The 25,846-nt window shown below is 36.7% G+C and carries 23 protein-coding genes; 10 read left to right on the top strand and 13 right to left on the bottom strand.

Annotated features, from left to right (window positions below; all coding sequences use genetic code 11):
• The first annotated feature begins 11 nt into the window (after positions 1–11).
• On the top strand, positions 12–854 hold the full coding sequence (locus tag ACP3T3_RS21220; RefSeq protein WP_426477694.1) for a prephenate dehydrogenase: 843 nt from the start codon (positions 12–14) through the stop codon (positions 852–854).
• A gap of 108 nt (positions 855–962) precedes the next feature.
• Here the strand turns inward: ACP3T3_RS21220 and ACP3T3_RS21215 are convergent, their stop codons facing one another.
• From ACP3T3_RS21215 to ACP3T3_RS21185, 7 genes are all read right to left on the bottom strand, one after another.
• A complete protein-coding gene (locus ACP3T3_RS21215; RefSeq protein WP_426477693.1) occupies positions 963–2,381 on the bottom strand; it encodes an L-serine ammonia-lyase in 1,419 nt (472 codons plus the stop codon).
• Between the two features lie 99 nt (positions 2,382–2,480).
• Positions 2,481–3,824, bottom strand: a complete 1,344-nt coding sequence (locus tag ACP3T3_RS21210) for an ammonium transporter (protein WP_426477692.1) — start codon at positions 3,822–3,824, stop codon at positions 2,481–2,483.
• A gap of 84 nt (positions 3,825–3,908) precedes the next feature.
• Positions 3,909–4,574: an alpha/beta hydrolase gene (locus tag ACP3T3_RS21205; protein WP_426477691.1), complete on the bottom strand. Its 666-nt coding sequence runs from the start codon at positions 4,572–4,574 to the stop codon at positions 3,909–3,911.
• 114 nt (positions 4,575–4,688) lie between these two features.
• Positions 4,689–5,315 (bottom strand): YceI family protein, encoded by a 627-nt coding sequence (locus ACP3T3_RS21200; protein ID WP_426477690.1) that lies wholly within the window; start codon positions 5,313–5,315, stop codon positions 4,689–4,691.
• 78 nt (positions 5,316–5,393) lie between these two features.
• Complete coding sequence (locus ACP3T3_RS21195; RefSeq protein ID WP_426477689.1) at positions 5,394–5,960, bottom strand: YceI family protein; 567 nt, start codon at positions 5,958–5,960, stop codon at positions 5,394–5,396.
• A gap of 142 nt (positions 5,961–6,102) precedes the next feature.
• On the bottom strand, positions 6,103–7,152 hold the full coding sequence (locus ACP3T3_RS21190) for a glucokinase (protein ID WP_426477688.1): 1,050 nt from the start codon (positions 7,150–7,152) through the stop codon (positions 6,103–6,105).
• Positions 7,153–7,268: 116 nt separating this feature from the next.
• Positions 7,269–7,832: a hypothetical protein gene (locus ACP3T3_RS21185; RefSeq protein ID WP_089693799.1), complete on the bottom strand. Its 564-nt coding sequence runs from the start codon at positions 7,830–7,832 to the stop codon at positions 7,269–7,271.
• Between the two features lie 390 nt (positions 7,833–8,222).
• Between ACP3T3_RS21185 and ACP3T3_RS21180 the strand changes: the two genes are divergently transcribed.
• Both ACP3T3_RS21180 and ACP3T3_RS21175 read left to right on the top strand, forming a co-directional pair.
• A complete protein-coding gene (locus ACP3T3_RS21180; protein ID WP_426477687.1) occupies positions 8,223–9,602 on the top strand; it encodes a DUF1800 domain-containing protein in 1,380 nt (459 codons plus the stop codon).
• Between the two features lie 142 nt (positions 9,603–9,744).
• Complete coding sequence (locus ACP3T3_RS21175; protein ID WP_426477686.1) at positions 9,745–10,929, top strand: DUF1501 domain-containing protein; 1,185 nt, start codon at positions 9,745–9,747, stop codon at positions 10,927–10,929.
• Between the two features lie 340 nt (positions 10,930–11,269).
• Here ACP3T3_RS21175 and ACP3T3_RS21170 read toward each other — a convergent pair whose 3' ends face one another.
• Positions 11,270–11,407, bottom strand: a complete 138-nt coding sequence (locus tag ACP3T3_RS21170) for a hypothetical protein (protein WP_164723343.1) — start codon at positions 11,405–11,407, stop codon at positions 11,270–11,272.
• A gap of 152 nt (positions 11,408–11,559) precedes the next feature.
• Here ACP3T3_RS21170 and ACP3T3_RS21165 point away from each other — a divergent pair, with 152 nt between their 5' ends.
• Complete coding sequence (locus tag ACP3T3_RS21165; RefSeq protein ID WP_426477685.1) at positions 11,560–12,438, top strand: IS982 family transposase; 879 nt, start codon at positions 11,560–11,562, stop codon at positions 12,436–12,438.
• Positions 12,439–12,507: 69 nt separating this feature from the next.
• On the opposite strand, the gene ACP3T3_RS21160 is transcribed toward ACP3T3_RS21165, so the two are convergent.
• Both ACP3T3_RS21160 and ACP3T3_RS21155 read right to left on the bottom strand, forming a co-directional pair.
• The gene (locus tag ACP3T3_RS21160) at positions 12,508–13,521 is read right to left on the bottom strand and encodes a helix-turn-helix transcriptional regulator (protein WP_426477684.1); all 1,014 of its coding nucleotides are present in this window, start codon (positions 13,519–13,521) and stop codon (positions 12,508–12,510) included.
• A gap of 50 nt (positions 13,522–13,571) precedes the next feature.
• Positions 13,572–13,907: a HopJ type III effector protein gene (locus ACP3T3_RS21155; RefSeq protein ID WP_426477683.1), complete on the bottom strand. Its 336-nt coding sequence runs from the start codon at positions 13,905–13,907 to the stop codon at positions 13,572–13,574.
• Positions 13,908–14,060: 153 nt separating this feature from the next.
• On the opposite strand from ACP3T3_RS21155, the gene ACP3T3_RS21150 reads away from it, so the two are divergent.
• The 3 genes from ACP3T3_RS21150 to ACP3T3_RS21140 all read left to right on the top strand — a co-directional run bounded on the left by ACP3T3_RS21150 (position 14,061) and on the right by ACP3T3_RS21140 (position 18,891).
• Entirely contained in the window at positions 14,061–15,443 is a 1,383-nt protein-coding gene (locus ACP3T3_RS21150) for an RtcB family protein (RefSeq protein WP_426477682.1), read from the top strand.
• 303 nt (positions 15,444–15,746) lie between these two features.
• Positions 15,747–17,501, top strand: coding sequence for a hypothetical protein (locus ACP3T3_RS21145; RefSeq protein ID WP_426477681.1), 1,755 nt, complete (start codon positions 15,747–15,749; stop codon positions 17,499–17,501).
• Positions 17,502–17,667: 166 nt separating this feature from the next.
• Positions 17,668–18,891 carry a hypothetical protein gene (locus ACP3T3_RS21140; RefSeq protein WP_426477680.1) on the top strand — a complete coding sequence of 408 codons (1,224 nt, stop codon included), beginning with the start codon at positions 17,668–17,670 and terminating at the stop codon, positions 18,889–18,891.
• A 53-nt stretch (positions 18,892–18,944) separates the two neighbouring features.
• Here ACP3T3_RS21140 and cobC read toward each other — a convergent pair whose 3' ends face one another.
• From cobC to cobT, 3 genes are read right to left on the bottom strand one after another with little or no spacing between them, the layout of a single operon-like run.
• On the bottom strand, positions 18,945–19,499 hold the full coding sequence (gene cobC, locus ACP3T3_RS21135) for an alpha-ribazole phosphatase family protein (protein ID WP_426477679.1): 555 nt from the start codon (positions 19,497–19,499) through the stop codon (positions 18,945–18,947).
• A complete protein-coding gene (locus tag ACP3T3_RS21130; protein WP_426477678.1) occupies positions 19,484–20,266 on the bottom strand; it encodes an adenosylcobinamide-GDP ribazoletransferase in 783 nt (260 codons plus the stop codon). Before ACP3T3_RS21130 ends, cobC begins: the two co-directional genes overlap by 16 nt.
• A complete protein-coding gene (cobT, locus tag ACP3T3_RS21125) occupies positions 20,267–21,271 on the bottom strand; it encodes a nicotinate-nucleotide--dimethylbenzimidazole phosphoribosyltransferase (RefSeq protein ID WP_426477677.1) in 1,005 nt (334 codons plus the stop codon).
• Between the two features lie 382 nt (positions 21,272–21,653).
• Here cobT and ACP3T3_RS21120 point away from each other — a divergent pair, with 382 nt between their 5' ends.
• The 3 genes from ACP3T3_RS21120 to ACP3T3_RS21110 all read left to right on the top strand — a co-directional run bounded on the left by ACP3T3_RS21120 (position 21,654) and on the right by ACP3T3_RS21110 (position 25,829).
• A complete protein-coding gene (locus ACP3T3_RS21120; protein ID WP_426477676.1) occupies positions 21,654–22,406 on the top strand; it encodes a nucleotidyltransferase domain-containing protein in 753 nt (250 codons plus the stop codon).
• 85 nt (positions 22,407–22,491) lie between these two features.
• A complete protein-coding gene (locus ACP3T3_RS21115; RefSeq protein ID WP_426477675.1) occupies positions 22,492–24,765 on the top strand; it encodes an AAA family ATPase in 2,274 nt (757 codons plus the stop codon).
• Positions 24,759–25,829, top strand: coding sequence for a nucleotidyltransferase domain-containing protein (locus ACP3T3_RS21110; protein WP_426477674.1), 1,071 nt, complete (start codon positions 24,759–24,761; stop codon positions 25,827–25,829). Before ACP3T3_RS21115 ends, ACP3T3_RS21110 begins: the two co-directional genes overlap by 7 nt.
• Positions 25,830–25,846: the final 17 nt, after the last annotated feature.

Raw genomic sequence — 25,846 nt, 5'->3', positions numbered from 1 at the left:
AATTAAGAAAGATGAAAATAAGTATTATTGGAGTGGGATTAATCGGAGGTTCGATGGCTTTGAAATTAAGAGAGAAAAACATCGCCAGCTTCATCTACGGAATCGATAACAATACCCAGCATATCAATGACGCATTAGACCTTGAAATCATTGATGCCGGAGTAGATCTTGAGCATGGAATTAAAAATTCGGATCTGATTATTCTTGCTATTCCAGTAGATGCTGCCAGAAAGCTATTACCAACTGTTTTAGACCTTGTGTCTGATCAGCAGACGGTAATGGATGCAGGTTCCACCAAGGCAGGCATTGTACATGCTGTAAAAAACCATCCGAAACGTTCAAGATTTGTAGCCTTCCACCCGATGTGGGGAACAGAAAACAATGGTCCGAAATCTGCTATTGCAGAAAGTTTCTCAGGAAAAGCTGGTGTAATCTGTAATAAAGAAGAATCTGCAGAAGACGCACTGAATACCGTTGAACAGGTAGTGAATGCCCTTGACATGCACATGATCTACATGAATGCAGAAGATCACGATGTCCACACCGCTTATATTTCCCATATTTCCCATATTACATCTTATGCCCTTGCCAACACGGTATTAGAAAAAGAACGGGAGGAAGAAACTATTTTTCAGCTTGCCAGTTCCGGTTTTTCAAGCACGGTACGTCTTGCCAAATCGCATCCTGAAATGTGGGTTCCCATTTTTAAACAAAACAAAGAAAATGTGCTGGATGTCCTGAATGAACATATTTCCCAGCTTAGAAAATTCAAATCTGCCCTTGAAAAAGAGAATTATGAATACCTTGAAGAACTGATCACCAATGCCAACAGAATCAGAGGAATTTTAAGGTAAGTGATTCTATACGATACTAAAAGCCCTGTGGTTTTTACTTTTATTTTATTAAGAAACCCTTAGTCAGTAATGTCTAAGGGTTTTATTTTTAAAACAGTGTTATTTATATTAACATTCCGGAACGTTGACGGCGATTGCGAGTCCGCCTTCCGAAGTTTCTTTAAAACGGTCACTCATGGACTGAGCGGTTTCCCACATCGTCAGAATCACCTCATCCAATGTTACCTTTGCCTTGGCAGGATCACTTTCCAGTGCAATATTGGCTGCAGTAATCGCTTTCATCGCGCCCATCGTATTTCTTTCAATACATGGAATCTGCACCAGCCCTTTAATTGGGTCACAGGTTAATCCCAGATGATGTTCCATGGCAATTTCTGCCGCCATCAATACCTGTCCTACACTTCCGCCCAGGATCTCTGTAAGTCCGGCGGCTGCCATTGCGGAAGACACCCCGATTTCAGCCTGACATCCTCCCATTGCTGCCGAAATGGTTGCATTTTTCTTAAATAACGTTCCGATTTCTCCTGCCACAAGCAAGAATCTTACAATATCATCTTCACTGGTGAATGGCGTAAATGCCTGAGCATACATCAATACCGCCGGAATTACTCCACTCGCGCCATTCGTAGGCGCAGTAATAATTCTGCCGAAACTTGCATTCTCCTCATTCACAGCCAGTGCAAAACAGGCAATCCATTTGTTGATATTCGTGAAGTTCTCCTCAGCATCTACCACCTGCTGGAACCATTCATCTTTATTTTTATAGATTTTATCTCCTAACAGCTTTCTGTTGATTCCTGCAGCTCTTCGGGAAACATTCAGCCCGCCCGGAAGAATGCCTTCTTTATTAACACCTTTGTAAATGCACTCTTTGATCTGCTGCCAGATGTAAAGTGCTTCCTGCCTTGTTTCTTCCTGAGTTCTCCAGCTTTCTTCATTCATGAAAATCAAATCTGACATTTTATCAAATCCCAGTTTTTCACAATATTTTGCAATATCCGAAGCTTTATGACAAGGATATAATGTACGAACACACTGCTTTTGAATAGAGTTTTTTTCCTGGCTGGCAATGAAACCGCCTCCTACAGAATAAAAATCCTGCACAAGCTCTGTTCCATCTTCGAAAACAGCTCTGAAGATCATTCCGTTAGGGTGAAAATCAAGGCTCTTTTTCATATTTAAAACCAAATGATGCCCGTAGATAAAAGGAATTATCTTTTCACCACCCAGATTAATGGTTTGAGTACTTTTGATGTATTCAATTTTTTCATCAATTTTTGAAGTATTGATGGTCTTAAAATCTTCTCCATTCAAACCGAGCATTCCGGCAATATCAGTTCCATGCCCGATTCCCGTTTTTGCGAGTGAGCCAAAAAATTCAAGAAAAACCTCTCTAACTTCTTCTATTGATCTTTCTCTTTTTATAATCCTGATAAATGCAGCTGCTGCATTCCAAGGCCCCATCGTATGCGAACTAGACGGACCTATTCCTACTTTAATAATTTCAAAAACCGATATTGATTCCATAAATGATTCGTCATTTTCCTCAAAAACAAAGATACATGATAAATCCCAAAATCATCTTCAAATATGTAATGAAATCAATATTCGCCGGAATATATAAAGCTATTGCAGACATTCCTCATGCTGGGACAGATCAAGGCCTTTATTTTCAGATTCTTCAGAAACTCTGAGAGTAATAATAGAATTTGTAACCTTATACAAAAGCAGCGAACCGAAAAATGTGAAAGCAGAAACCAATACCAATGCTGCCATATGATGCAGAAAAACATCAACTCCACCATGTAGCAGACTGGCTTTCTCACCATGAGCAAAGACAGCAGTAAGAATCATTCCCATTATTCCTCCTACTCCATGGCAGGCAAAAACATCCAGCGTATCATCTATTTTCTTTAAAACTTTCCAGTTCATCATTACATTAGAAACTATTGCAGTAATAAATCCTATAAAAAGACTTTCCTGAATGCTTACAAAACCACATCCGGGAGTAATTGCCACCAATCCTACTACAGCTCCGATACAGGCTCCCAACGCAGAAACACTTCTCCCATTGATTCTGTCGAAAAAGATCCACGTCATCATGGCTGAAGCAGAGGCAATTGTAGTTGTTCCAAAAGCGGTAGCCGCAGACGCAGAAGCACTCAATGCAGATCCTGCATTGAAGCCAAACCATCCGAACCACAGCATTCCTGTTCCCAGAAGCACATAAGGAATATTGGAAGGCTCATGATGCGGATTTTTTCTGTTTCCAACCACCAGAGCTCCCGCAAGTGCTGCAAAACCGGCACTCATATGCACCACAGTTCCGCCTGCAAAGTCTTTCACTCCAAAATATTTATTCAAAAGACCATCAGGATGCCATACCATATGACAAAGCGGGGTATAAATAAAGATACTGAAAAGGACAATGAATAATAAATAAGAGATAAAACGAACCCTCTCCGCAAAAGATCCGGTAATGATAGCCGGCGTGATAACCGCAAACTTCATCTGAAACAAAGCAAAGAGAATAAAAGGAATTGTGGGAGCCATCAGTTTATGAGGCAGATTTCCAACGCCGCTGAAAAAGGGATAACTCAAAGGATTTCCAATGATGCCGTAATGTTTTCCTCCGATCGTAATTCCCAGAGATTCTCCGAAAGACAAAGAAAAACCTACCACGACCCAAACTATGGAGATCACTCCTAAAGCAATAAAGCTCTGCAGCATGGTAGAAATGACATTTTTCCTGCCAACCATCCCTCCGTAAAAAAAGGAAAGCCCTGGTGTCATGAGCAGCACAAGACCTGCTGCAGCCAGAATCCAGGCTACATCGGCACCTACAATATTATCTTCACTTAGAAATTCTCCTGTATGAGTAAGATCGGCAGCCGGATTCCAGAACAAACCTCCAATGGCTACGAGCGTGATAACGGAGAAAGAAACGATCCATTTTAATCCAATTTTCATAAAATTCATATTTAACCCTATCAAATTTAAACATAAATTCTATAAAAAATATATTTTTAAAACAAATACCCCTAAAAAAAATAATCAATCAGTAATATTATCTATTTTTTCAGAAAAGATCTCTTTAAGTATTTTGGAAACTTCTTTAGATTTGGTCGCCGGGAAAAGGTGTGTTCCTCCTTTTACTACATAATTCGGATTTGAATAGCGGATGGGAAAAACAATGTCTTTATCACCTAATATCTGAATGACATTGGGATTCTCCTCAAACTTCCACTCGGAAACTTTTTCTACAGACCATTTCAGGTAATAAGGATCTCTTACTTTAAAATATTGCAGAAGTTTTGGATTTTTAGGATCAAAAAGCTTTCGGATCACGGCATATACATTGGCTGCCTTGTCGTTGAACAAGCCTACAGGAAGCATTCTTGGAATTTTTGTAACCTCACCCGTCTTGATGAATCTGGATTTTTCCTTATCAGACTTTATACTTCCAAGGATTACTACTTTCTCTGCAGGTTTCAGCCGATTGATCTCCTGCACAAGAATTCCTCCAAAAGAATACCCCAACAGGCAGAATGGCTCTGAATCATCTACTTTCTCAGCCATTCTTTTAACATAGGCATCAAAAGGCTCATTTTTTTCAGGAATAAGCCAGTCTATAAAAATCAATTCACAATGTTTGGGAAACTCTATTCTTTCAAGGACCTTGAAGTCTGCTCCCAGACCGCTTACGATATAAATTTTCATACCACTAATTTATAAAAAATACAGAAACAAGGAATAACAGCAGCTAATCTTATGTAATAAAGCATAAAAAAAGCAGTCCTCACGAACCGCTCTTCTGTATGAATAAAATATATCTTACTTTTTCTTTTTTGGAACCCTATTCTCGTTATCCAGCATTTCTGTGGTAACTTTAAACTGGATATCCATTTCGTTCTTAATGAAGTAATCTTTCAATGAAGACTGATAGAACACTTTAAAGTCTCTTCTGTTCAGAGAGAACTTGGCAGATTCAATAGAGGTTGTGAACTGGGTAACGTATACATTTGCAGGGAAAGAGATTGTTTTTCTCACCCCTTTAAGGGTAAGGTCACCGTACACTGTAGAATTGTATTCGCTGTTTGCTAAAGGAATAATTTTAGTCAAATGGAATTTTGCAATAGGGAATTTTTTAACTTCAAAGAAGTTTGAGCTTTTCAGATCATTAGTAAGCTTGATCTGATCTTCATCAGACACATCTCCTGCCATCAGACTTCTCATATCTATTACAAACTCTCCATCTACCAGAACGGTATGATCAAAGTTGAATTTTCCGCTTTTCAGCTTTACTGTTCCTGAGTGGGAAGAGGCCTCGGTTTTTACCACCTTATATCCCCACCATCTGATCTCTGATGAAGTCACTTTAGAAACCTTATCAAATTTCTTTTGGGCAGAAACAAATGATATGCTTGCGCACACCATAGCAAACAATAGTAATCTTTTCATTCTTTTTTATTTACAATTCAACAAAAATAAAAAAAAGTGTAGAACTTCTACACTTTTAACAATCTTTTTTTGATTAATTTATTGAGCAGTTACTTTTACCTGCATATCAATATCATCTTTCACAAAAACATCCTGCATAGTAGATTTGTAAGCTACATCAAATTTTTGTCTGTCGAAAGAGAATTTGTTTGATACCAGACTTACCACTCCTTTGCTGTAAGAAATCTTAGCAGGGAAAGAAATTGGGTTTGTTTTTCCTTTTACTGTAAGGTTTCCGGTTACAAGAGAATTATAGATTTTATCACTGTTTTTCTTTACTCCTGTAATTTTGAAGCTAGCCGTAGGGAATTTTTCAACTTCAAAGAAATCACCATTCTTAAGGTGCCCGTTTAATTTCTGCTGATATTCTCCTGTAAGGTCTGTTGAGCTGATAGAAGTCATATCCAACACGAAGCTTCCGCCTACCAGTTGGTTACCTTTCATTACCATATCTCCAGACTTTACTTTTACAGTACCGTCGTGAGAACTTGCCTCAGATTTTGCTACTTTATATCCCCACCAGTGTACATCAGACGCTACTACTTTTTTTGATTGTCCGAATGCTAAACCACCGGCTAAAACTGCTAATAAAAATATTTTTTTCATTGAATAGAGTTTATTTACTTATTTAACAGCACAAAGGTAGGTATCTTCTTCAATAGATTTCATTGATGTATATCAATAAATTTTATTATTTTCATGAATAATATCATCTCATAAAAAAACTCCGGGTTTCTCCGGAGCTGTATTATACCTGATAGTAAGCTGTATAAAGTGCTATACCATTCAATGCTGTGTGATTTTGCTTGACGAGGTAGATGGGTGTATTTTTAAGCATCTCCTCCATTTTATCACTGATCTTAAATTTCTCATAGAATTTCGCCTTATCGATGTATTCTGTAATCATCTGTGGAATATCTCCGGCAATCAGTAAACCTCCGGTAGCTTTTAACTTTAATGTTAAGTTGTTTGCTTCCCTTGCCAGGAACTCCACGAAGGTATCTAAAGCGATTCTGCAGATCAGTACATTCTCATCGATAGCCGCTTTATAAAGCTCTTCCACGAAATTCCCCTGCGCAAGACGTTCTCCCAGCCATTCCGGTTCTGGATGTCTTTTCACATCTCTTAGGAATCTGTAGATATTGAATAATCCTGACTTTGAAAGTACATTTTCCCAGCTTACAATACCATAGATATTATTTAAGAACTGGTAAAACTCAACTTCTACATTGGTTCTTGGTGAGAATTCTGAGTGTCCTCCCTCTGTTGCGAAAGGTCTCAGGTACTTTCCGTCAAAGAAATATCCGGCTTCACCCAATCCGTTTCCGGGAGCAAGCACCGCGACGTTTCCTTTTTCAAGATGTCCGCTGGTATAGATCGCTTCAAGATCATTATCTTCCAGGAGGGCCATTCCGTAGGCAGAAGCTTCAAGGTCATTCAGCATGTCTACTTTTTCAAACCCGAAATCACGGGCATATTCAGCAACATCCAAATGCCATCCCAATCTTGCAGGGCTGCTTTTTCCGTAAAGTACAGGACCCGGCACTGCCATTCCCAGACGTTTTACGTTTTGCAGCTGATTATCCTGGATAAACTTCTTTAAAATATCTGAAAAAGAAGAATATTCCTGGGTTGCATATGTATTTTGTACTTTTATCTCAAGACCTCCGTTCCCGGAAACGAAATAGCCTAAGATTGTTATATCTTCACGGAGACTTGCCCCAATGATAGAAACATTATCATTATTACTGTTCTCTACTCCTGGTAAATAAAGTGGAAATTTTGGATTCAAAATCATAACCTCAAATTTTACCAAATATAATAATTGTTTTTGTAAATCCTGCACAGAACAAAAAAACCTTTCCACTTTCGTGAAAAGGTTTTGGTTAATAATTGTTTATATATTAAATCTAACTACTTTCCTAATGGAATATTATAACCGAATCCTACTCCGATATTGCCCACATTATAATCCTGACCTGGCAAATCTCCTTTAGTTCCTACAAAAACCTTTTGGTATTGTACGAAGAAATTCCAGTCTCTGTTGTGGTATCCGATCTCCGGCTTAAGGTAGAAACCTCCGCTTGCTCTTTCAACATTGGTGTTGGATGCTACTGCTTTATCTCCAACCAGGAAACCGTATCCTAAGTCTGTTCCGAAATAGAAACCTGTTTGTTTCGGATAAATTCTGATTAAAGCTGCTACAGGAACCACGCCTACATCATTGTTTTTATATCCGTTGTTCTCTTTTCCAAAATAGTGAGTATATCCTGATGCGATACCTAATCCGAATCCCGGTGTAATCAGGTTCTGGTAAGCTACATCCACTCCTACTGCAGCAGAAAGATTATCAGCGGGAACTGCTAAACCAACATTTGCACCTACTTTGATCATATTATTCATTTGAGCACTTTGGGCGCTTGCTATACCTGCTGTTAAAATACCAGCCAGTACTATTGCTTGTTTAAACATTTTCATAACTCTAATTTTTTAATTTTACTAAACAAGAGGATGTAAAAATCGTGCCAACCACCGCTTTTTCTTTATTTTTAACACCTAAACAAAACATAAAATAATGATTATCAATATCTTAATTTTAACAAAATTTAAATGTTTGTTTAACAAAAATTATCAAAAAACTGACCTCAAAAGTGAATTAAAGAAAAAGAAAGGAAGCAAGTAGATGGAGGCTGGAAGTAATATCCTGTTTATAAAAAACCACGTCTGTTATAATTTATAATTAAAATAAAAAAAATTCTCCTTCCTGCAGACATAGCTACCAGCCTGACACGACAATATTAACAATCCTTAATCCGTTATTATTTTAACCTTTTTCTTCAAAACACATCAAAAAATAAATTCTCCACGATGGCTGATTCATTATTAAAAAACAAGCATCTTCTTTGGCGCGCAGGTTTTGGTGTTGGTATTAATCAAATTGATGATTTGAAAAATAAAAACATTACAACGTTACTGAATGAATTATGTAAAGAAGATAACTTTAGTGAGATCACCTATGATACTCCTGATCCGGATACGGAAGCTGACTACATGAACAGTACTGCCACTGCGGAAAAGAAAAAAGAAATGCAGCGGATCAACAGGGAACAAAACAACGAGCTGAATCTGAATTTTCTGAATGCCATTGTAAACAGTAAGGAGCAAATGAGGGAAAAAATGGCTTTTTTCTGGCATGGACATTTCGCTTCAAGAGTAATAAATCCGAAGTTCAACAGACAACTTTTGAATACGATCAGGAAAAATGCGCTGGGAAATTTCAAAGAGCTTCTTTTTGAAGTCAGTCAGTCACCGGCCATGCTTAATTTTCTGAATAACCAGCAGAATAAAAAGGATCATCCTAATGAGAATTTTGCCCGTGAAGTCATGGAACTGTTTACCATGGGAAGAGGCAGCTACACTGAAAAAGATGTAAGAGAAGGAGCCAGAGCTTTTACCGGATGGAGCTATGATAAGGAAGGGAACTTTAAAGAAAGAAAAAACCTTCATGATGAAGGTTCCAAAACTTTTTTGGGAAAAACCGGCAACTTTGATGGAAGCGATGTTCTCAATATTATCCTGGAACAGAAAGCCACTGCCCAGTTTATCACAACGAAAATTTATAAATTCTTTGTGAATGAAAAAGCAGATCAGGATATCATCAGCCAGCTCAGCACCAATTTCTACAATTCAGGATATGACATCAAAAAACTGATGATTGAGATATTTTCAAGCACATGGTTTTATGATCAGAAGAATATCGGCAACAGGATAAAATCTCCTGTAGAGCTGATGGCCGGCATTATGCGTATCCTTCCTATGCATATTCAGAATCCTGAAAACCTCATCGTTTATCAGAAATTACTGGGACAGATGCTTCTTTATCCGCCCAATGTATCAGGGTGGCCGAATGGAAAATCATGGATCGACAGCTCTACACTGATGCTGAGGCTTCAGGTTCCGCAGATCTGGTCCGGACTCCGTCCTTTGGAATACAGTCCCCGGCAGGATGATGATATCGATATGGGAATGAAATCCCGTGAAACTGCTTTAAACAAAAGTTTTAAAAACCCGAATATCACCATCGACTGGGATCGTATTGAAAAGCTTTTTGCCCATAAAAACTGTGAAGACTATTTTCTTCAGAATACTCAAAGCCTCGACATGAGCTCCGTCAAGAATTTTTCTGACAAAAGCATAAAAATGAATATCATCAACCTGATGTCTACCCCGGAATACCAGCTAAGTTAGGTAGAAGGTTTTAGGTTGCGGGTAATAGCTGTCGCAGTATAACATGGCTACCCCTTATTTTTTACTGCTATAAATATAGCCCAGCCCTATAACTTACAACCTGCTACCTACCACCTTCCACATTTACCCTAAAAACAAAATTATGTTAATCAAAAGAAGAGAATTCCTCAAAATAAGTTCACTGGCCACCGCTTCTATGCTCATGCCTAATTTCTTAAAAGCCATGACACTGGATGAAGCGTTGACTCCCAGTCAGAATATTCTGGTAGTCCTCCAGTTTACAGGGGGAAATGATGGGTTGAACACCATTATTCCAGCCAAAAATGATATTTATTTCAGGGAAAGGAAAACACTGGCTATTCAAGATTCAATACCGCTTACGGATGAAGCAGGAATCAATCCTTCCCTCTCCTATTTTAAAGAGCTTTTTGATAACGGAGAACTTTCCGTGATGAATAATGTCGGATATCCCAATCCGGATAAATCCCATTTCCGCAGTATGGATATCTGGCAGTCGGCAAGCAGAAGTGATCAGTTTCTGGAAACAGGCTGGCTGGGACGTTTCCTGGATGAGGAATGCTATCGCTGCGACCACCCTACCCAGGCATTGGAAGTAGATGACATGCTAAGCCTTGCCTTAAAAGGAGAAAACAATAAAGCATTTGCCTTTAAAGATCCCAAAAGACTCTATCAAACCAGTCAGGAAAAGTATTTTAAATCTCTTTATGACCATCATCATGATGATGAAACGGTGTCATATCTTTATCAGACTCTGGGTTCCACCATCAATAATGCTGATTATATTTTTGAAAAAAGCAAAGCCAAAAAAACCGAACAGGTTTATCCCAGTTCTCAGCTAGGAAAAGACTTTAAAACGGTAGCCTCTTTAATAAAATCTGATATCAATACCCAGGTATACTATCTTTCGATCGGCAGCTTTGACACCCACGTCAATCAGAATGACAGGCAGAAAAAACTGTTCAATGACATCAATGAAGCGGTAAAATCATTTGTCGCCGATATGAAGAGCAACGGACTTTTTAAAAATATACTGCTGATGACATTCTCGGAGTTCGGGCGCCGTGTAGCTCAGAATGCCAGCAACGGAACGGATCACGGAACAGCCAACCAAATGTTTTTCATCAGCGGAAATCTTAAGAAAAAAGGACTTTTGAATGCACTTCCTGATTTACAGAACCTGAATGAAGGTGATCTGATCTATAAAGAAGACTTCAGAAAAGTTTATGCTACCATTCTGAAGAACTGGCTTAGAGCCGATTCCTCCAAAGTATTGGGATGGAAAGACGGGATTTATGATTTTGTGTGAAAACCGCAAAAAGTCACAAAAGTTTTTTTAAGACACTCTTAAACGCTTGAGAAGTACACTTAAGCTTTTGAAAAATCTCCGTTTTCCATAATAATATTTTTGGATTCCTGCGGATGGCGGAATTGTAATGATGATCTGTGCGCAGCGTTTGGCATACTGCAGGAATCCAGCCATCTGCATGTAAAATATAATACTGACCAATGTTCCTACAAAAATTTTCCTCCGGAGAGGTGGCGAAAATGCAAAGAATTTTTAACGGCGTGGTTCAAAAACAAAAAAGAGACTGTGCCTATTGATGACAGTCTCTTTTCAATAATTTTAAATTTAAACTACTTTACGTTTAAGCCGTAATCTGCTTTGGTTCTTTCTCTTTCTGATCTTCCTTTTTATCAAGTTTCTCAGATATTTTTTTAACAATATATTCTATTGCTATAGGTGCTAAGATTGCAATTAATGCTTTAAATATTCTTGATTTCATACATATAATTTTGTGCTTACAAATAATACAATTTCCAAGCCAAGATGGAATTCTAACATTAAATTAACCCGTTGTGCATTATGAATTAAAAGAGAAAAAGTTGTTCATTTGATTGAAAATCAGTAAAATGTATTAGCAATAAAACATTTACAATGAACAACTTGAATGCAAATTACGAAAGGATTTTGGAAGTTTTACGAAAAATATCAAATGAGAATCTACTGTCTTATCAAAGACGAGTTCCCAAGTTAAAGGATTTGGAATTGATTAGTCTTGCCTTAACCGCTGAATTTATGGGTATTGATAGTGAAAATCATCTTTTTCGACATATTCCCGATACAATTGGGCAAAAAATAGATCGAAGTGTCTACAATCGGCGCAAACGTAGATTGGCTACTAAGATTAATGAAATACGAATGAAACTAGCCATAAGTTTTAATGAATATGAGAAGTTCTTCATCATTGATAGTATGCCTGTAGAAGTTTGCAAACTTTCCAGAAGCCACACCTCGAAAATTTGTAAAGATGCTGAATATTGTTATCCAAACAGAGGTTTTTGTGCCTCTCAGCAAATGCATTTTTATGGTTACAAACTTCATGCGGTTTGTTCCATAAGTGGTATTTTTCAAAGTATAGATTTAAGTCCAGCCTCTGTTCACGACATTCACTATTTAAAAGATATTAAAGAGCAATTATCAGATTGTACATTACTCGGAGACAAAGGATATTTGTCATCTGAAATTCAAATTGATTTGTTCAATTATGCAAATATAGAATTAGAAACGCCTAGAAGACTGAATCAGAAAGATTACAGACCTCAATTTTATTTGTTCAAAAAACAGAGAAAGAGGATCGAGACCCTGTTTTCGCAATTATGTGACCAATTTATGATTAGACGTAATTATGCAAAGAGTTTTGATGGATTTAAAACCAGGATATTAGCTAAAATAACGGCTTTAACCGTTGTACAATTCATCAATAAAGCCTATTTCAATCGAAATATCAATAACTTAAAAGTCAGTATTATTTAAAATGCACAACGGGTTAAATTATCTTTTATCATCGTTTGTAAATGGCTTATTTACATTGATAGAATAATTTTAATCAGGAACAATTAAATTCTGATAATTTTCACATCCAGCATTGAACTTTTCTTCCATTTTTACTCTTAACTTTTGCGGTTTATAAACAACCAGAGAGTCTCCGAATCCCAGCAGCAGCCTTTCCAGTTCGAAGTTGATCTGAACACATATTTTAAATAATGTGCCTTTATGATCTTCCCTGATAATCTCCTGACTTTTATGCAGCGGCTTTGTCTTCACATACGGAGCATTTCCTGAATCTACCCAGAAAACAACATTTTTAGGGGTAATTCCTTCTGACACTGTAACCCCGACAATATCTTTGAAGTATTCATCTCCATCCAGATCTTTGTCGATATACTGAAGATTGTCATTCACTTCTATACGTTCCATTCTGTCCAGTGCCAGATTGTACATTTTCTGCTTGTAAAGGCAGATGAGAAACCAGCGGTTATTGAATTCCTTCAGCAGCTGCGGATGTACAGTATAGATATTGGATTCTCTTGCTGTAAAGCTTTTGTAAAGGATATTGAGCACTTTCTTATTGGCAATACTTTCATACAGAATATCAATATGCTCCAATCCTTTGAGCTGTTCATTTTTATCCAGATGAATGATGGATTTCTGGCTGGTGGCATGAATAGAGTCTTCCAGCTTCTGGATGACCCCGTTCATCTCTTTGAACATAGAGAAGTCCTTGAATTGTTTTAAGATCTGAACCGCATTGTTCATTGCTTTCAGGTCGCTTTCATTCACAGAGATATTATGAATGCTGTATTCCGGGTCACTGTAACGGTAGTATTTTCTTTCGTAGACTTCAATAGGGGCTTCATATCCGAATTTTTCACTCCGCATATTCTGAAGATCAAGCTGCACGGTTCTCTTACTGACATAAGATTCTTTACCCTCAAATTCAAATAACGCTTCCGAACACTCATCAATGAGGTCTTCCAGCGTATACTTCCTGTATTTGTTTTTAAGACATTTATCTAATGTTTTATACCGGATGAGGGCATTTTTATTGGATGACATACTTAGTGTTTAATGATTGGGTGTTTTTATAAGTAAATATGCTTTTAAAATTATTTTTCTTTCAAAGCATTACCATCAAAAGTAATTCCTTCCCAGCCGTATTTTATAAAGTTCCGGATATTCTGATGATCAGTTCCCTCCGGTTTTTTCAAAACATCATCCCTGTAAAATTCACCAAAAAGCCAAAGCGTTTCTTCTTTCGTCAGATCCTGAATGCTTGCGAAGCTGAAAACTTTACATGAGCCATTGTTCTGCCCGGCCTGGTTTGTAGTATCTCCGTTCTGAAAAGCGGTAGGAGTAAATTCATAATGTTCATCAATATAAGTGATAACATCATTAAACTGGATGGTTTCCGGGAAATGTTTTAGTTGTTCTAATAATACCATGAGCCTTGTTTTTTAATTATATACTATTTTTGAGTCTGTTAATGAGCTTTTTTCTCTTTTAACAAACTTTTTGTAAAAATAATTAAAATTTCTTATCTACGCAAAACTATTGCGCAATAAGGTAATTACTTTGCGTTATCAAAATGAAACAAAATGGAATTTAATGGAAATCATTTAATCGAATTAGGATATAGACCAGCAAAATGGTTTAAAGATGCCATTAGCTATATCAACGAGAATACTCTGGATGAACATCAGATCGCAGAATATCTGGTACAGTTCAAACAACCTGATAGTATTCCGCTTCATGAAACGGCTAAAGATTTTATGATCAATATACGTGCAGAGCACGAAAGTGAAAATGATAATGTGGAAAAAGTAATCAAAACCATGAAAGTTCTTATGAAAACCCCTACGCTGATTGGCGGAGCTTTAATGCCGGATGCCTGTCCTACAGGTCCCGAAGGTCAGATTCCGGTAGGAGGTGTGGTAATTGCAAAAAATGCCATCCATCCGGGATTCCATAGCGCAGATATCTGCTGTTCTGTGATGCTGACGGATTTTGGAAAAACAAATCCTAAAGATGTTCTGGATGCTGCGCATTCTATTACTCATTTCGGATATGGAGGAAGGCCAAGAGGAGAACAGATGCCGATGTCTCAGGAACTGATGGATGCTTTCAGAGAAAATGAATTCTTAAATGATGAAAAACTGATCAGTATTGCCCGTTCTCATATGGGAACTCAGGGCGACGGAAACCACTTCCTTTTCGTTGGAATTTCCAAAAATACAGGAAATACCTTGATGGTAACGCACCACGGATCCAGAGCTCCGGGAGCAGCTTTATACGATAAAGGGATGAAGGTTGCCAACCGTTTCAGACAGGAAATCTCTCCTGAAACATTGAGAGAAAATGCCTGGATTCCTTATGATACAGAAGAAGGTAAATCCTATTGGGAAGCGTTGCAGCTGATCAGAGAATGGACAAAAGAAAACCATACTTCTCTTCACGATGCCGTGCTGAACAAGCTGGAAATAGAGAAAGAAAACAGATACTGGAATGAACATAACTTCGTTTTCAAAGATGGAGACCTGTTCTATCATGCAAAAGGAGCTACTCCACTGGATGATAAATTCATTCCTGATATTACAGGGCCAAGACTGATTCCGCTGAATATGGCAGAACCGGTACTGATTGTTCAGGGAACCACAAATGAAAGAAACTTAGGTTTTGCACCGCATGGGGCCGGAAGAAATTTCAGCAGAAGCCAGCATAAAAGATCTTTGGCACATAAAACAACCGAAGAAATTTTCAATGAGGAAACAGCAGGATTGGATATCCGTTTCTATTCCAATGAAGTAGATATTTCCGAGCTTCCAAGCGCTTATAAAAGTGCGAAGAATGTAAGAGCACAGATAGAAGAGTACGGACTTTGCGAAGTTCTGGATGAAGTGATGCCTTACGGATGTATTATGGCCGGAGATGTGCAAAAGAATGCTCCATGGAAGAAAAAGAAGAAATTCAGAAAAGCATAATTTTTTATTATTTAAAAACTTGCTTGCTATCCAAACCTTACGGGTTTTAGAAACCCGTAAGGTTTAAATAAAAACAATAGCCCAAATTTCACGGCACTAAAAAAGTTATTTTTAAAGAAAGGCACAGAAAGTTCCTATATTTCCAGATTTACTTTCCGCTTTTTTACAACTTATAAGGCAAAGGGAGTTCCTATATTTTTTGGATAAATTACTCCCCGCTTTTTATAAAATATAGGTAAAAGGAGTTCCTATACCCTTCACTTTTAATGAATCTACTCCTCACTTATTTTTAAAACTAAAACAATGAAAACACTACAACTATTCAATGCGGTATTGGCTAAAGAATCGAATACAGAGCCATTTATTTCCAATGACGGATTTATCATTGAACCGGCTGCTGTATGGGCAAAAAATGAGATCATCTCTTATTATGCAAATGAAAAACTAAATGGAAATGATTTGAATAAAACTTTCCATAAATCCTGGGCGAAAATAAAAAACACTTCCAGAATTGATTTATTTTTTGAACAGATCGAACATTATATTTCAACGTACGGAAGCGATTTCCAAAGTGAAATATATATTCCTGCTGAAATATTGAATGTTCCTGAAATAAAGTTGGTTTTTAAAGTCATCAAAGCCTACTCTGTAGAAGAGATGCAGGAAAAATGTCTTGCTCTTTTAAGATCAGGGATTGCTTTGAAAGAAGAAACCATTGATGATTTGCTGCATATCCTGCATACGGAACTGGAATATGATTTCACAGGGAAAGAAAATATCAGAAATAAGGAAGCGGTCATAAAAATAGCTGATCTATACGAGATCTATCCAGAAAATCCTGTTGAGTTTTTCCGTTATGTCATTTATAAAACTACCAATACAACGCTTTTAATCAAAAATGATGATTTGATTGATTTAATCAAGCAAAGTAATTTTAATCCGACTTATCTGTTTGAAAGTTTTGGACTGGAAAAACTGGCAGAAATTTTCAATAGATTTAAGCCATTATTCCTTGCTTATAAAAACAGAGCCCCAAAAGCGGTTAATAAAATTTCGAAGCTTTCTAAAGTAAATCATAAGCCATTAATTTCAAATCCATTGAACGATGCTACGAATACATTACTGGAAAACAGTGATTGGCATTGGCTGGAAAATGCGACACCGTTTGCGTTATTCAAGGCATTGTCAGCCTGCTACTCAAGAATGTATGGTCAGGATACCTTTGTTTACAGAGTGAGAAACGGAAAATCGTGGACTAAAAAAGGTAAGGAAACTTATGTGAATCAGTTCAACTATGATTTCATTCTGGATTTCTTGAAACTGAAGTACGAAAACCTTTCCGGAAAGAAATTCTATTTCCCGGAGAATGTAGAATTTGCATTACCGACATCTGAAAAAATGTTTGTCGGAAACATTCCTACCGGAACGCGTTTTTATGGAGAAAGACTGGCGGTAGGTATTTACTGGGAAGATCAATGGGGTGCTAATGACCTTGACCTTTCGGGATTGAATATCGCTGGAAAAATAGGCTGGAATGCTGCTTATAATCATGGTGACGGACAATTGATGTATTCCGGAGATATGACTTCTGCTCCCAACGGTGCTGTTGAATATCTTTATGCCGACAAAGGGCATTGTGCTCCAACACTTGTCATGAACAACGTTTTCAGTGGAGATGCTAACTGTGGATATAAAATCGTGATCGGAAAGGGTGACCATATTTCCTACGATTATATGATGAATCCCAACCATCTCTTTGCTGAAGCCAGATGTAATTCTGTTCAGAAGCAGATGATTCTGGGAATGCTGGTGACAAAAAACGAAAAGCAATGTTTCGTACTATTGAATTTCGGAGCCGGACATTCTCATGTTTCAGGAAATAGCCAGGTTTCCATGATGGCAACAAGCGCCTTGTATCAGCAATGGTACCAAGCGATGTCTTTCAATGATCTTGTAAAAGAGCTGGGTGCTGAGATCACTACAGAAAAAGCAGAAGCTGATTTTGATTTCTCACTGGAAAGCCTGGAAAAAGATAGTTTTATCAGGATTTTTAAATAAATTCCATGACGTCATCTGATTAAATCGGATGGCGTTTTATTTCTTAACTCAGCAAATAAAGCATCTCAGTAACAAGTATATAACTCTTTTCAAATAATGTCATTATTTTTTATATATTTGCCAACTTTAAATTTATAAAACTAATAGTCGAAAAGAACAAACATTTATGAAAAAAGATCTATTCGTGAAAAATTTTTTATTTTTCTTCCTATCCCTTATGCTCGCTTCTTGCGGATCAGACAATAGCAGGGATGATGACAATGGTACAACCAACAATGTCAGCGCTTCTCCAAAAGTGGTAACCGGCAAACCTAGTTTCAGCAATGCACAATTCAAATTTGCAGGAACGGTAACTTCCTCCGGTTCGGGATATTCCAGACGTGGCTTTTGCTGGGGCAAAAATATCAACCCCACCATCAGCAATTCAAAACTGATTGAAGAATATACCAACTCAACAGGAGATTATCAGCTTACTGCAACTTACAGTACGGATTTTGAAAAATCAACCACTTATTATGTAAGAGCCTATGTTGCAGCTAATAACGGGGATATTATTTATGGTGATAATGTCACATTCGTTACTCCTGCAAAAATGGATATTACTTTCAAAATGGCTAAAGCGATCTATACAACATCAGCCACTTTAAGCACTGACGATATTTCGGTGAATTACCTTGAAGCATTTTATCCTGATGAGAAAGGATTTTGTTACAGAACCAGTACTGGCGTGAATATTTCAAACGGGCAAATCATCAAAATATCAAATCCTAATAGTTATTCAGCATATGAGCTGGAAGCCACAGCATTACTTCCAAACACCACTTATTATGTAAGATCATATGTAAAAGAAGGTGCACAGGTATATTATTCGGACGAAAAAACATTTAAAACAGCGGGTGCTATCGGGGCTTCAGGAGGATATATCTTTTATGACAAAGGAGAGTTTACGGACGGCTGGAGATATTTGGAAGCTGCTCCTGCCAACCTTACTTATAATGGCTCTGATAAAATCAGATGGGGATGTCCATTTAACATCATCAATCAGACTCAGGCTGTAATGGGATCAGGGCCTGCCAATACCACAAGAATTATTTCCCAGTGTTCAGATGCGAACTGCGCCGCCAGGTTATGTGCAAATTACACGGTAAATGGCATTGGCAACTGGTTCTTACCATCTGAAGAAGAACTGATGGCGTTCTATAAAAGCTCTAAGAATGTTTACAATATTGCATCAAACCCATGGAATGATGTCTCTCAAAAGTACTACTGGAGCTCTACCGAGATGTCAGGTATCAATGAAGCAAGAATCCTGGATGGCTATGCTGGTTATATGTGGAACTACACCAAAGATTACAACATGGTCAGGGTAAGACCTTTCAGAAGATTTTAAAATACAAAAACCGCTGTTTAAGCGGTTTTTTTATAAAAAGTATCAGAACCATTCTATATATTTATATTTTTAATTAAAAGCAATTCGTTTTTAACATTTACAATTGTCTTTTTCCCATAATCGATCTGAATACTGAACATATTCTCCAGCGGAAACCGGAGTACGGCCTGAAGAATCAGACGGATGACTCCGGCATGGGTGACGATGAGTGCTTTTTCTATATCTTTTTTCTGAATCAATTCTTTCCAGAAACTGAGGACACGGATCTGCATTTCCAGAAGATTTTCGCCGCCGGAAGCTTTTACCTTAATAAAATCGTTGTACCAGGGGTTTATTTCTTCTTCGGGAATATCCGTCCATTTTTTCATTTCCCAGTTCCCGAAATTCATTTCGCGAAGCCTTTCATCTGTCTGATAATCAAATTTAAAATAATCGGCTAAAAGGCGGCAACGCTGAGAAGGACTCGAAACAATCCCATCATAACCATGATCTATATCAAGTGTCTTAAAATCTTCAATATAATCCTTCCTTAAAGGCATTTCGGCAAACCCGTAACACAGGTTTCCGGGATTTTCCACAGCAGTATGACGGATTAAATGAATTTCCATACGATCATTGTTCCCAAGTAAAACAACACTTCACACACCTGCTGCACAGCTCCCAGGCAATCTCCTGTGTAGCCCCCGATATGTTTTTTAAAATACCAGCCCATATACATTTTCCCTGCATACGCCAGTGCAAAAGCGAAAATCAGCCGCCAGTCGGGAATCAGGGCGAAAGCAATTACAACACTGATAAACCCCACCAGCAAAGCTGTTTTATCCAATGGTTTATTCGCCAGCGGCTTTGATTTGCTGACATCAATATCAGTGACATATTGATGGGTATAAATCATTGTCCCTGAAATAAACCGGCTTACCGTATGAGCTAAAATAACAATACCTAAAACCCTCAGTGGATCAACTGCTCCCAAAGCCTGGATACTGTAAAATTTCAAAGCAAAAAGCAAGATAATCCCGATGGTTCCATACGCTCCTACCCGGCTGTCCTTCATAATAGTCAGGATTTTCTCTTTCCCGTATCCGCCTCCGAAACTGTCGCACATATCCGTAAACCCATCTTCATGAAAAGCTCCCGTCAGTAAGACACTGGAAATCATCATTAAAACAATTCCAATCTCCAGATTAAAAAGCAATGCAGAAAGATAAAGAACAGCTGCATTGATGAATCCTATGACCAGTCCAACCCAGGCAAAATATTTTTGAGATCTGTTCATAATCCCGCTGGAGTACGGAATGATAAACGGAACCGGAATTCTTGTAAAAAACATGAGTGCGGTTGCAAAATAGATCAGTTCATTTTTTAAAGCTTTCATTTAGTTTTTATTGGATACATCTGCATCTTCAAAGCTTGACATTTCATTAAGGAAATTAACCGCACTTTGAATAACCGGATAGGCCAATGCACAACCCGTTCCTTCACCCAGGCGCAGATCAAGATTAAGAATCGCTTTCTCTCTCATCAGCCCCAGCAGCTGAGGATGGGCATTTTCATTGCTTACATGGCAGAAGATACAGTTATTCAGGATTTCAGGATTCTTTTTCCAGACTGTCGCTACTGCTACCGTGGCAATAAATCCGTCTACCATGATCAGCATATTGTGGTGATAAGCTTCTTCTATAGCTCCGATCATTTGGGCAATTTCTAATCCGCCAAAGGTCTGGACAATTTCATCCTCATTCATTTCGGCCGGATATTTTTCTATAGCTTCTGTTAAAATATGGATTTTTTTCTGCAGCTGGTGGTCATTCAGTCCGGTTCCTCGGCCGATGCAATTGGTGATCGGAATGTCAAACAGTTTGCTCATCATCAAAGAAGAAGCGGATGTATTCCCGATGCCCATTTCTCCAAAACCAATAATATTACAGCCTTTTTTAGCAATATCATTAACCACAGACTTTCCATTTTCAAGTGCCTGCTGATATTCATCATAGGTCATGGCCGGTTCTTCCAGGATATTGCGGCTGGATTTTCTGACTTTCTTATTGATCAGATTCAATCCTTCCGGAAAATCAAAATTCACTCCGGCATCTACAATTTTAATTGTAATAGCACTTTGTCTGCAAAAAACATTGATGGCTGCACCGCCACCCAGGAAATTCATCACCATCTGATAAGTAACTTCCTGTGGATAGGCACTTACCCCTGCGGTGGCAATCCCATGATCGGCCGCAAAGACCACCATATGAGGATTCAATAACTGGGGTAAAGTCGTCTTCTGAACCATTCCGATTTTGTGGGCAATATGTTCAAGATGTCCTAATGCACCTAATGGTTTTGTTTTAAAATCTATTTTATGCTGTAATTCTGATGATAGCATGGATGTTTATAGTTATGTTAAATGGAAAAGTGCAATATTAGTAAAATTCAATGAGTCTTTTTCTTTTGTCTTGACACAAAAGAAACAAAAGGTCAAGACCTTGAAAATTGAGCTAAAAATAAAATGTGTTCTCTAAAAATTCTAAACTCGTGCGAATTCATTATTGTTTTTTTGTATCGATATTTTTGTCGCACTCAGACACGAGAATTTTCTTAACGTTCACACAATTTATTTTTTTAACGCACAATTTTCAAAGGTCAAAGAAGAATTTGGTCTGCAGTATTCATTTATCTTCCATTCTTTAAAAATTTCTGTAATTCAAAATAACTACGCGAGTATATTGCGCACTTCATCTTTTACTTTGCATTATAAATCAAAAACAATGACACCAAAAATACTTGAAAAGATAAAAGAAGTGGAGGCAAGTCGGGGCATAAAAGTCCTTCTTGCGGTAGAATCAGGAAGCCGCGCGTGGGGTTTTGCGTCTCCTGACAGTGATTATGATATCCGTTTTATATACCGTCATGATAAAGACTGGTACCTTTCTCCCTGGGATAAGGATGAGACGATAGAATTTATCACAGAAGATGATCTGGACGGCTCCGGCTGGGATCTGCGAAAGACCTTTCACCTATTGCTGAAATCGAATGCGGCTTTGCTGAGCTGGTTCTACTCTCCTATCGTTTATAAAGCGGATGAAAAGTTTGTAGAATTGTTCAGACCATTGGCGGATGCCTCCTTTTCTCCGGTCGCAGTCTCTTACCATTATCTGAGCATGAGCAAGAAATATCTGGAAGCCTGCAGAAGTGATGAAGTAAAATTAAAAAGTTATTTTTATTGCCTCCGAACCACCCTCACCGGAAAATGGATCATAGAAAAAGGAACGGTTCCGCCTGTATTGTTCAGTGATCTGCTTGTTTTAACAGATGATGCCACCAGACGAAAAATAGAAGAACTCGTAGCCTTAAAAGCAACTAAAGGAGAATCTTACTACCATCCGAACGATTGGGAACTGTTTGATTTTCTTGAGAAAACGATAGCTGAGAATGAGGAAAAATCGAAGAATTTGTCTGGAGGAAAGGCGGATAAAGGTGAGATGGAGAGGATTTTTAGAGAGATCTTGGAGAAATGTTAGAGAGTAAGGAAACCCGTAATTTATCTTGATTTAATTCGAAGTATATTTACCTAGAGCTATTTTTTATTTTTCAAAACTAAAATTCATGATAACAAAAATTAAACTAAACAGCATAGCAACCTATAAAAATTTAGTTGAAGTTAATGACCTAAAAAAAGTAAATTTCTTTTTTGGGAATAATGGTTGTGGAAAATCTACTATCGCAAGGCTTTTTTATGAATTTTCCAAAAGTGATCCATTAATTGGACCTTTCTCTCATTGTTCTATAGAAAATTTTGACAGAGCTAATGAAAATATTTTAGTTTTTGATCAGGAATTTATACAAAGGAACTTTTATACAAAAGAAGATTTGGATGGCATTTTTTCATTAGATGAAAAGAATGAAGAAATTGAAGAAAAAATTAAAAACGAAAACGAATTAATTTTTACAACAAAAGTTACATATGACACCAAGAAAGAAAATATTGAAGACCTAATAAAACAAAGAGAGCAGCTTAAAGAGTCTATTTGGGAAACTTGTTTTAACTATAATAGAAAGTTTAAAAAAGACTTTAATAAGATTGATTTGGGATCAAGAAGAGAGACGTTTTTTCAAACACTTTTAGATAAAAATAAAAATACTTTCAACGTAAAAAGTCTTACTTACTTAACAGAAAAATATAATAAATTCCATGTAGAGGAATTAATAAAAATTAACAATACTCTTTCTTTAGAAACATTTCAAAAAATTATCGATTTAGAAAGTAATATAAATGAATTGCTTAGTGAAATAATAGTTGGAAGTAATGATGTTGAAATTGCACCTTTGATCGAAAAACTAAATAATAGTTCTTGGATTGAACAAGGAATTTCATTTTTGAATAAAGAAGCTGATAATCAACAATGTCCATTCTGTCACCAACCAACAATAACGCAAAATTTATTGAATCAATTTGAAAAATACTTTGATACAACCAGAGAGGAAAAATTAACTAGAATAAAGCAGGTCTTTTCAGATTATAATAGTGCATTTTCAGCTTTTGATTTGGAATTACAATCTATTTCCAGTCAGAAAATTGTCTCTTCAAAGGTTTTGAAATTACAAAATATAATACAAAAAGTTTCATTTAGTAATCAGACTGAATTTCAAAAAAAATTGGAGAAACCTAATGAAAGGAAACAAATAAAATCTATCAGTAATTTAAAAGATTTAGTTGATGAAATCAATTCTATTATCCATAATCACAATTTAGAAGTAGACAATATAAAGCAAAATAAATCTGAATTAAAAAATGATGTTTGGAATTATATAGCTGACCAAGTAAAAAATAATATAGTTGATTATCTGACAAAAGACAAAGCTTATGAGTTAGAAATTGATACCTCTAAAAAGGAATTAATCGTACTAAAAGATAATATAACATTGTCCATAGAAAAAGTAAGAGAATGGCAGACACAAACAGTTAATACTCAAACAGCAATAGATAATATTAATGATTTATTATTAAAAAATAATTTCAGAGGATTTAAAATTGAGAAAAAAGAATCCGAAAATAATATTACAAAATATTTTATTTTAAGAGAAGAAGAAACTTTTGAAACACATGTTTTTAAAACATTAAGTGAAGGCGAAAAGAATTTTATAGCTTTTTTATATTTCTATCAACTTTGTTTAGGAAGTAATGATTCAGAAAATTCTACAAAAAAGAAAATTATTGTTATTGATGATCCTGTATCAAGTATGGATAGTCAGGTATTATTCTTTGTTTCAACATTGATAAGAAGGTTGATTGCAAAAAAAGGTACTGGAAGGGATCAGGATGGTAATAAATTAATAGAACAATTAAAAAATGAAAGTATAGAACAAGTTTTTATATTAACACATAATATTTTTTTTTATAAGGAAGTATCTTTAGCGTTCGGTGCAAGAATATGTTGTTCAACATCATATTTTAATATAAAAAAAGTCGATAATGAATCAATTATTGAAAGAGTAGAGAACTATAAAAACATTGCATTTAATGATTATCATCTATTATGGCAAGAAATAAAAAAAGAAACTTCTGATAAAATCTCTATAGCACTAATGAATAATATGCGTAGAATAGTTGAAAGCTATGCTAACTTTATGGGATTAATAGATGATGTAAATTTATGGGAACTCAAAAATGACATCCCTGAGGACAGCTCAGAAAATTTAATTATAACTGCATTAATTTCACAGATGCAGGATGAAAGTCACAGAGTTTCGATAAATGACGAAATTTATTTTACTAGAATATCTGAAGAACCTAAAGACATTGCATTAAAGAGTTTTGAAATGATATTTGAAAACATTGGAGGAAAAACGCATTATGACAAAATGATGGAAATATGTTAACTATAGAATCACTAAAAGACAAAAACCTCCTTCTCTTCGAAACCATTTCCGGAAGCCGTGCTTTTGGATTGGCAACAGAGAATTCTGATACCGATATCCGTGGGGTGTATTATCTGCCGAAGGAAGATTTCTTTGGACTGAACTATATTCCGCAGATTTCTAATGAAACGAATGATATTACGTATTATGAAATCGGGAGGTTTGTAGAATTGCTTCAGAAAAATAATCCCAATATTCTGGAAATTCTGGCAAGTCCGGAAGATTGTATTCAATACAAACATCCGTTGATGGATTTGCTGAAAACTGAAGACTTCCTGTCAAAATTATGCAAAGACACCTTTGCAGGCTACGCTGTTTCGCAGATTAAAAAGGCTAAAGGTCTCAATAAAAAGATTTTAAATCCTGTTGATAAAGAAAGAAAATCGATCCTGGATTTCTGCTTTATCCTTGATGGACAGGGTTCTGTACCCTTAAAAAAATGGCTGCATGAGGATGGTCTATCACAGGAAAAATGCGGATTAATAAACATTGATCACACAAAGGGAATGTATGCTTTTTTTTATGATGAATCGGGAACATTGGGATATAAAGGAATTATTCAGAATGAAGAAGCCAATCAGGTTTCCGTATCATCAGTTTCTAAAAATGAAAAACCGATTGCTTATTTATTCTGCAATCTGGATGCCTACTCTGTTTACTGCAAAGACTACAGGGAATACTGGAAATGGGTGGCTGAGCGCAATGAAGATCGTTACAATGTTAATCAGACCCACGGTCAGAATTATGACAGCAAGAATATGATGCACACTATCCGGCTGCTACAGTCCTGCGAACAGATTTTTAAAACCAGTTCACTGACGATTCGTGTAGAAAACCGGGACGAACTATTAGATATCAAAGCAGGAAATCAGTCTTATGAAAATGTTATGAAAAAAGCAGAAACCCTGATACAATCAATAGAAAACCATTATCCCACCTCCAATCTTCCCGACTCTCCAGATTTAGAAAAAACAACAAAAATACTAGTTGAAATAAGGAAAAAACTGTACGATGATGATTTATAAATAATGAGTTATGAACG

This window comes from Chryseobacterium sp. CBSDS_008, assembly GCF_049959325.1.
Classification (GTDB): domain Bacteria; phylum Bacteroidota; class Bacteroidia; order Flavobacteriales; family Weeksellaceae; genus Chryseobacterium.
The sequence above is the reverse complement of the archived record's forward strand: the minus strand, read 5'-3'. Positions and strand labels throughout refer to the sequence as shown.